Source organism: Aeromicrobium sp. (assembly GCF_014378035.1).
GTDB lineage: Bacteria > Actinomycetota > Actinomycetes > Propionibacteriales > Nocardioidaceae > Aeromicrobium.
This window is the reverse complement of sequence record NZ_JACMOM010000061.1, coordinates 1-7143: the sequence shown is the minus strand read 5'-3', so window position 1 is coordinate 7143 and position 7143 is coordinate 1. Positions and strand designations below refer to the sequence as shown.

7 protein-coding genes are annotated in these 7143 nt (G+C 67.2%); 1 reads left to right on the top strand and 6 read right to left on the bottom strand.

Annotated elements, in window-relative coordinates; translation table 11 throughout:
- The 5 genes from H7290_RS03355 to hemL all read right to left on the bottom strand — a co-directional run.
- On the bottom strand, positions 1-1530 hold a 1530-nt coding region (locus H7290_RS03355; RefSeq protein ID WP_290512600.1), incomplete at its 3' end, for a cytochrome c biogenesis protein ResB.
- Positions 1530-2276, bottom strand: coding sequence for a cytochrome c biogenesis protein CcdA (locus H7290_RS03350; protein ID WP_290512599.1), 747 nt, complete (start codon positions 2274-2276; stop codon positions 1530-1532). The genes H7290_RS03350 and H7290_RS03355, both read right to left, overlap by 1 nt.
- On the bottom strand, positions 2273-2866 hold the full coding sequence (locus H7290_RS03345) for a TlpA disulfide reductase family protein (protein WP_290512598.1): 594 nt from the start codon (positions 2864-2866) through the stop codon (positions 2273-2275). Before H7290_RS03345 ends, H7290_RS03350 begins: the two co-directional genes overlap by 4 nt.
- Positions 2863-3513 carry a histidine phosphatase family protein gene (locus tag H7290_RS03340; RefSeq protein WP_290512597.1) on the bottom strand — a complete coding sequence of 217 codons (651 nt, stop codon included), beginning with the start codon at positions 3511-3513 and terminating at the stop codon, positions 2863-2865. Before H7290_RS03340 ends, H7290_RS03345 begins: the two co-directional genes overlap by 4 nt.
- Before the next feature lie 30 nt (positions 3514-3543).
- A complete protein-coding gene (hemL, locus tag H7290_RS03335; protein WP_290512596.1) occupies positions 3544-4869 on the bottom strand; it encodes a glutamate-1-semialdehyde 2,1-aminomutase in 1326 nt (441 codons plus the stop codon).
- Positions 4870-5090: 221 nt separating this feature from the next.
- Between hemL and H7290_RS03330 the strand changes: the two genes are divergently transcribed.
- Positions 5091-6284, top strand: coding sequence for a lytic transglycosylase domain-containing protein (locus tag H7290_RS03330; RefSeq protein WP_290512595.1), 1194 nt, complete (start codon positions 5091-5093; stop codon positions 6282-6284).
- Positions 6285-6392: 108 nt separating this feature from the next.
- On the opposite strand, the gene hemB is transcribed toward H7290_RS03330, so the two are convergent.
- Positions 6393-7143 (bottom strand): porphobilinogen synthase (hemB, locus tag H7290_RS03325; RefSeq protein WP_290512594.1); only part of this gene is annotated, 751 nt, incomplete at its 5' end.

The following is a 7143-nucleotide window of genomic DNA, read 5'->3' as shown; positions in this document are numbered from 1 at the left end:
CTGAGCGCGGAGCCGTCCGAGGAGGTCTTCCAGCTCTGCTGGCAGGTCGTCCCGGGGCACGCGATCGAGCGCAGCGACTTCCACCATCGTACGTGAGCCTTCGCGGCGTGCACGGATCCAGGTGCGCCGCGGACGGACGAAGAGCGAAGCGATGAGGCCCAGCACTCCCGCCGAGATCCCGATCAGCGGAACCTCGACCAGCGGCGACGAGCTGATCTGGAAACGCACGAACTGTTTGGTCGACACGTACTCGACCGTTCCACCATCGGGCAGGTCGGTCTCCTGCCCTGGACTCAGGCTGATGCGGAACCCCTTGCCGCTGCCGTTCGGCTGGAGGTACTGCTTCATCTTCGACTTGTCGAGCGAGTAGACCGACTGCGGGACGCCCGCGTCCAGACCGAGGTCGCCGTGCCACACGAACAGCCCGATCAACGGGTTGGCGGCCGCAGGGAAGGTCGACACCGAGACGCCGCCGGCACCTTTGACCGCGGTCGGCAGGAAGAATCCCTGGAAGCCGAGCTGCTCGGGCTCCGCGTCAGGCACCTTGATGACACCGTTGGACGTGTAAGTGGGGTCGACCGGCAGGAACGGGACAGCATCATCGAAGACGACATTGCCCTTCGGGTCCGTCACCTTGATGATCGGCGCGTAGCCCTGCCCGACGAGGTAGACCGAGGTGCTCCCGATCGCGAGCGGGTGATTGACGGTGATGTCGTACGGCCGCGGTGCCGCACCCGGCTCAGGGGTGTAGGCGCCCTGCGCGCGGAACAGCCGCGGTGCGCCCCGCTGAGGACCGCTGAGCTGGAACTTGGCGGTGAAGTCGTCCAGCGTCATCGAGAACGGAGGCAGGTCGTCGGCGTTGTACAGGGTGCCGGAGCCGAACTCGTCGTACTGGGTCAGGGTGTTGGAGAACCCGTTGCCCTCGGTGACGATCGCTGTGCCGCGGTAGCCGAAGAACGTGCCGACCGCGACGCCGATGAGCACCACGACGACACTGATGTGAAAGACCAGGTTGCCGGCCTCACGCAGGAATCCCTTCTCGGCATTGAGCTCACGTGCACCGTCGTCGCCGTCGACCACGTCGATGCGCGCGCGTCCGAGCGCCTTGCGCCCTGCCTCCAGCACCTCATCGACCGATGCCTCGGTCGTGAATGTCGTGTGAGCGGGCAGCCGGGAGAAGTTGCGCGGCGCGCCGGGCGGCCTCGCCCGCAACGCGCGGTAGTAGACGAACGAGCGCGGGACGATGCAGCCGATCAGCGAGACCATCAGCAGGAGGTAGATGGCACTGAACCACGGCGAGCTGTAAACGCTGAACAAACCCAGCTTGTCGAGCGTCGGAGCGGTCGTCGGGTGATCGAGGAAGTAGGTCTCGACGGCGCGGGCGTCGACGCTGCGCTGCGGCACGATCGACCCGGGCACCGCCGCGATCGCGAGCAGCATCAGCAGGAACAGCGCGGTGCGCATCGAAGTCAGCTGGCGCCAGAACCAGCGGGTGAACTCCCGGCGTCCAAGCTCGTTGACAGCACTCATCAGATTCCCGCCGTTCCGGTGCCGAACGTGCTGCGCAGCTCAACCACCATCGAGTCGTAGATGCCCGACACCAGCAGGATGCCGACCGCGATCAGCATCAGGCCGCCGGCGATGCTCACACCTCGCTGGTGGCGCTTGACCCATGTCAGCGCATGCATGAACCGGGTGAAGGCAAGCGCGGCCAGCACGAACGGGATGCCAAGACCGAGGCAGTAGGTGAAGGAGAGGAAGGCCCCGCGTGATGCGGTTCCCTCGGTGTTGGCGAGAGTCAGGACCGTGCCCAACGTCGGCCCGATGCACGGCAGCCAGCCGACCCCGAACAGCGCGCCCAGCAACGGCGCCACGGCCAGTCCCACGGCCGGGACGCTGTGGATGCGGTAGTCGCGTTGCAGGAACGGGATGAAGCCCATGAAGGCTAGGCCGAGGATGATCACGACGACGCCCAGGACGATCGAGACTGGCCGTTGATACGCGGACAGCTGCGCTCCGACAGAGCCGAACAGCATGCCGCCGGTGACGAACACGACCGAGAAGCCGAGCACGAAGAGCACAGAACCCGCCAGCATTCGGCTGCGACGCGCGGTGTCGAGGTCCTGCACACCGACCCCCGTCATGTAGGACAAGTAGCCGGGAAGCAGCGGCACGACGCACGGGGAGAAGAATGAGACCAACCCTGCGAGCACGGCGATCGGGACGGCGAGGAGCAGACTGCCGGAGGCGACGGTGTCTGTGAACCAGCCGATCACGCGCGACCGGCTTGCACGTCGTCGATGAGCCCGGACAACGTGCCGGCCGTCAGGCCGTCGGTCATGATGCGCACCGCGACGCGTCCCTTGGCGTCGAAGATCCAGGTCGTGGGAATGGCCTGCGAGGGAAGGTTGCGGCCGAAGCCCAGCAGCGTCTTGCCGTAGTAGTCGCTGATGCTCGGGTAGTTGACACCCTTGAGCCGGTTGAACGACTTGGCGGCGGCGTCGTTGTCACGCACGGCGATGCCGAGGAACTGCACGTTCTTGCTGGCGTACTCATCCGAGACCTTCGTGAGCGCCGGTGCCTCGGCCCGGCACGGCGGGCACCACGATCCCCACACGTTGACGACCAGAATCTTGCCAGCGTAGGTCGCCGACGTGATGGGCTTGCCGTCGAGGTCGTCACCCTCGAGCACCGGCGCCATCTTGCGGTCGGCAGCCTTGACCGTCACGATCGTGCCGTCGCCGCTGACGAAGCCGGTCGTCGTGCCTCGGTTGCCTGTGCCGCCGCAGGCCGCAAGCAGCGCCAGGACGGCGACTGGCACGAGAACGCGCAGGTGGGTGGGACGCGAGTGGATTGTTCTGATCATGCCCCGCCGACGAACTTCTTGCGCAACGCCTCGGGAATGAGGTCGCCGGCCGGCTCACTGTAGGTGAGCCCCATGAAGGCATCGTCCTCGAACGTCAGCGTGGTGAGGCTGGCAAGCGAGCACTGACGTTTGCGGGGGTCGTGGGCGAACCGGGCGTTCTCGTACGACCGACGCGCGGTCCAGACCGGTAGCTGGTGCGACACGATGACCGCTTCATGACCGCGCGCAGCCTCACGCGCGTCGACGACAGCAGCACGCATGCGGGCCGCGATCTCCTTGTAGGGCTCACCCCACGACGGCCGGACCGGGTTGCGCATGAGCCACCAGTTCTGGGGACGTCTCAGCGCACCGTCACCGACACCGAAGGTCTTGCCCTCGAACTTGTTGCCGGCCTCGATCACGCGGTCGTCGGTGTGGATGTCGAGCTTGAGGATGTCAGCAAGAGGACGAGCGGTCTGCTGGGCCCGCTCCAGCGGTGACGCGACGAGGTGGGTGATGTCGGCGTCCTTGAGGGAGTCGGCAACCTTGGCCGCCATCTCGTGCCCGAGATCCGACAGGTTGTATCCCGCGATGCGGCCGTAGAGGACACCCAGGGGGTTGTGGACCTCGCCGTGCCGCATCAGGTGGACGGTCGTCTTGGTGGTCATGCGGGTTCCTCCATCGATGGCGGTCTCGGTCTAGGCCGGTGCAGGCGGGGCCTGCGCTGCGGCAGCAGCACGAGCAGCGCCCGGGAGCGCCGCCGCAATTCTAGTGAGTGCCTCCTCGTCGTGCGCAGCCGAGACGAACCACGACTCGAAGGCGCTCGGCGGCAGGTAGACACCGGCGTCGAGCATGGCGTGAAAGAACGGGCGGTAGCGCCAGCTCTCCTGCGCCTGAGCGCCGGCGAAGTCGACGACGGGCTGCTCTGCACCCCAGAAGACGCTGAACATGTTGCCGGCGTTCTGCAACGAGTACGTCACACCGGCCGAGTCGAGCGCGTCGGCCACGAGTCCGCGGAGCTGGAGCGAGGCGGCATCGAGCCGGGCGTAAGCGTCGGTGTCCGCCAGCCGCAGTGTCGTCAGGCCGGCGGTCGTGGCGATCGGGTTGCCCGAGAGCGTGCCGGCCTGGTAGACGGGGCCGACCGGCGCGAGCTGCTCCATGACGTCCCGGCGACCGCCGAACGCTGCAGCCGGAAAGCCGCCGCCCATGACCTTGCCGAAGGTCACCAGGTCGGGGCTCCAGCCCTCCTGCTGGCCGTCGAGCCCCCAGTAACCGGAGCGGGTGACCCGGAACCCGGTCATGACCTCGTCACTGATGAACAGCGCACCGTCGCGCTTGCAGATGTCGGCGAGGAACCCGTTGAACCCGGGCTCCGGCGGGACGACGCCCATGTTGCCCGCGGCCGCCTCGGTGATGAGGCACGCGATCTGGTCGCCGTAGGCAGCGAAAGCCGCCTCGACCGCAGCGCGATCGTTGAAGGGCACCACGATCGTGTCGGCGGTGACGTGCGCCGGTACGCCAGGCGTACCGGGGATGCCCAGCGTCACGACACCCGAGCCAGCCTCGGCGAGCAACGCATCGACGTGGCCGTGATAGCAGCCCGCGAACTTCACGATCTTGTCGCGTCCGGTGAATCCGCGGGCGAGCCTGATGGCCGACATCGTCGCCTCGGTGCCCGACGACACGAGCCGCACCTGCTCGGCGGACGTCCGCGCCACGATCTCCTCGGCGAGCAGGACCTCGGGCTCGCTCGGCGTGCCGAACGAGGTGCCGCGCGCCACCGCTTCGGCAACGGCGGCCAGCACCTCGGGGTGGGCATGGCCGAGCAGCATCGGACCCCACGAGCCGACCAGGTCGACGTAGCGGTTGCCGTCGACGTCGGTCAGCCACGCCCCCGAGCCAGACCGCATGAACAGGGGGGTGCCACCGACGGCGCGAAAGGCCCGCACAGGTGAGTTGACCCCACCCGGCGAGACGGCGCGAGCCCGGTCGAAGAGCTCTTGGGACGCAGCGGTGAGTGTCACTCCTCCATTGTCCCCAATGGACCTACAGACGCATCAGCGGCGTCACCCAGCCGTAACTTGGGGCTCTCGCCGTCGTTTTGGATATGTCGTTCTGATTGGCAGCCCACCAGGGCTGCAGTAACATCGGTTTACGGCACGAAGCATTTTAAGTTTTCTGGGAGGGAAGCCTGATGGGCGCTCGTAAACTCACGCGTGGGCAGAAGGCGAGTGCACTCGTCCCCATGGCTCTGCTCGTTCTCGCTTGGGGAGCGGCCCTCGCCCAGTCCGATCTGGCCACTGCGTCCGATGGTGTCACCGCCTCCGAGATCCCCAACGTCCCCTCCACCGCCTTCGAGCAGCCCGCGAGCGTGCAGGCCACCCCGAGCGGTATCGACCAGCGCGCCGGAGCGGCCGGCACCGTCTCCACCCTGTCGTCCAACGGCATCCCGTCGGCCGCCCTCTACGCCTACCGTCGCGCCGAGACACTCCTCGGCAAGGCCGACAAGTCGTGCCACCTCCCGTGGAATCTCGTCGCCGCGATCGGTCGGGTCGAGTCGAACCACGGACGCATCAACGGCAACGCGCTGAACGCCAAGGGCGTTGCCAAGCCCGGCATCTACGGTGTGGCGCTCGACGGTCGAGACGGTCGCGCCAAGATCTCCGACACTGACAGCGGCAGCCTCGACAAGAGCCCGATCTACGACCGCGCCGTCGGGCCCATGCAGTTCATCCCCGCCACGTGGAAAACCATCGGGGTCGACTCTGACAACGACAACAAGAAGAACGTGCAGGACATCGACGATGCAGCGACGTCAGCTGGCATCTACCTGTGCGCCGGCAGCGACGACGTGTCGAAGCGCACCGGAGCCGCAGCGGCGGTGGGACGCTACAACCACTCCAGCTCGTATGTCGACCTGGTCCTGTCGATCTCGGCGATGAACGCCAAGGGTGACTTCACCCAGTCGCCCAATGGGTTCTCCACGGCCCCGGTCCTGACGTCTGCAGCCTATGACCAGACTCTGACCCCGGCACAGCGCAACAACGCCAGGAAGGCCGAGCAGAAGGCCAACAGCAAACCGAAGACCTCCAAGAACGATGGTGGTGGCGGCAGTACTGGCACTGGCGGTGGAACCACCGGCGGCGGCACGGGTGGCGGAACCAGCGGCGGCACCGGCACCGGCACGGGCACCGGCGGCACAGGCACCGGCAGCGGTTCTGTCAGCGACGGGGTCGACGGCCTCCTCGGCGGCGCCTTGGGCGATCTGACTGGTGGCGGTACGGCCGATGGCGGCACCACCGCTGGCGGCACGACCACTGGCGGTACGACCAGTGGCGGCAGCACGTCGCTCACATCGGCCGAGGCCGAAGCCAAATGTGTGGTCGCCGGGGTCAGCACGCACATGCTTGACGCTTGCATCATGAATCTCCTGAACTAGACGGCTGCGACAAGCAGGGGCCTGCGCCGAGTTTGTGCCGTAGCGGTGAGTTGGCGCCCGCGGCCATGGCTCGTGGACGCTGATGCACCGCCGACAGGCGGGACGGGGTCAGCGGGAGAGGCGAGTGGCGAGCTCGGCAGCCCAGTAGGTCAGGACGATGTCGGCACCGGCCCGACGGATCGAGAGGATGATCTCGTCGATCGTCCGCTCCCGATCGATCCAACCGTTGGCGGCGGCAGCCTCGACCATGGCCAGCTCGCCAGAGATGTTGTACGCCGCGACGGGCACATTGACCGTCGCGCGGGCGTCGGCTATCAGGTCGAGGTAGGACAGCGCCGGCTTGACCATGACGATGTCGGCACCCTCCTCGATGTCGAGCAGCACCTCACGGATGGCTTCGCGCGCATTGGCCGGGTCCTGCTGGTAGGTCTTGCGATCGCCGACGAGCGAAGAGGCGACGGCCTCGCGGAAGGGCCCGTAGAACGCCGAGGAGTACTTCGCGGCGTAGGCGAGGATGACGGTGTCGTCGTGCCCGGCCGAGTCGAGAGCTGAACGCACGGCCCTCACCTGTCCGTCCATCATGCCGCTCGGACCGACGACATGGGCACCGGACTCAGCTTGGGCGACACCCATCTGGGCATAGATCTTGAGCGTCGCATCGTTGTCGACGCGACCCCGCGCATCGAGTACCCCGCAGTGGCCGTGGTCGGTGAACTCATCGAGGCACAGGTCTGACATGACCAGCAGGTCATCTCCCACCTCGGCGCGCGCATCGGCCAGCGCGACGTTGAGGATGCCTTGCGGGTCGAGCGCGCCCGACCCCTGGGCATCCTTGTGCCCAGGGACGCCGAACAGCATG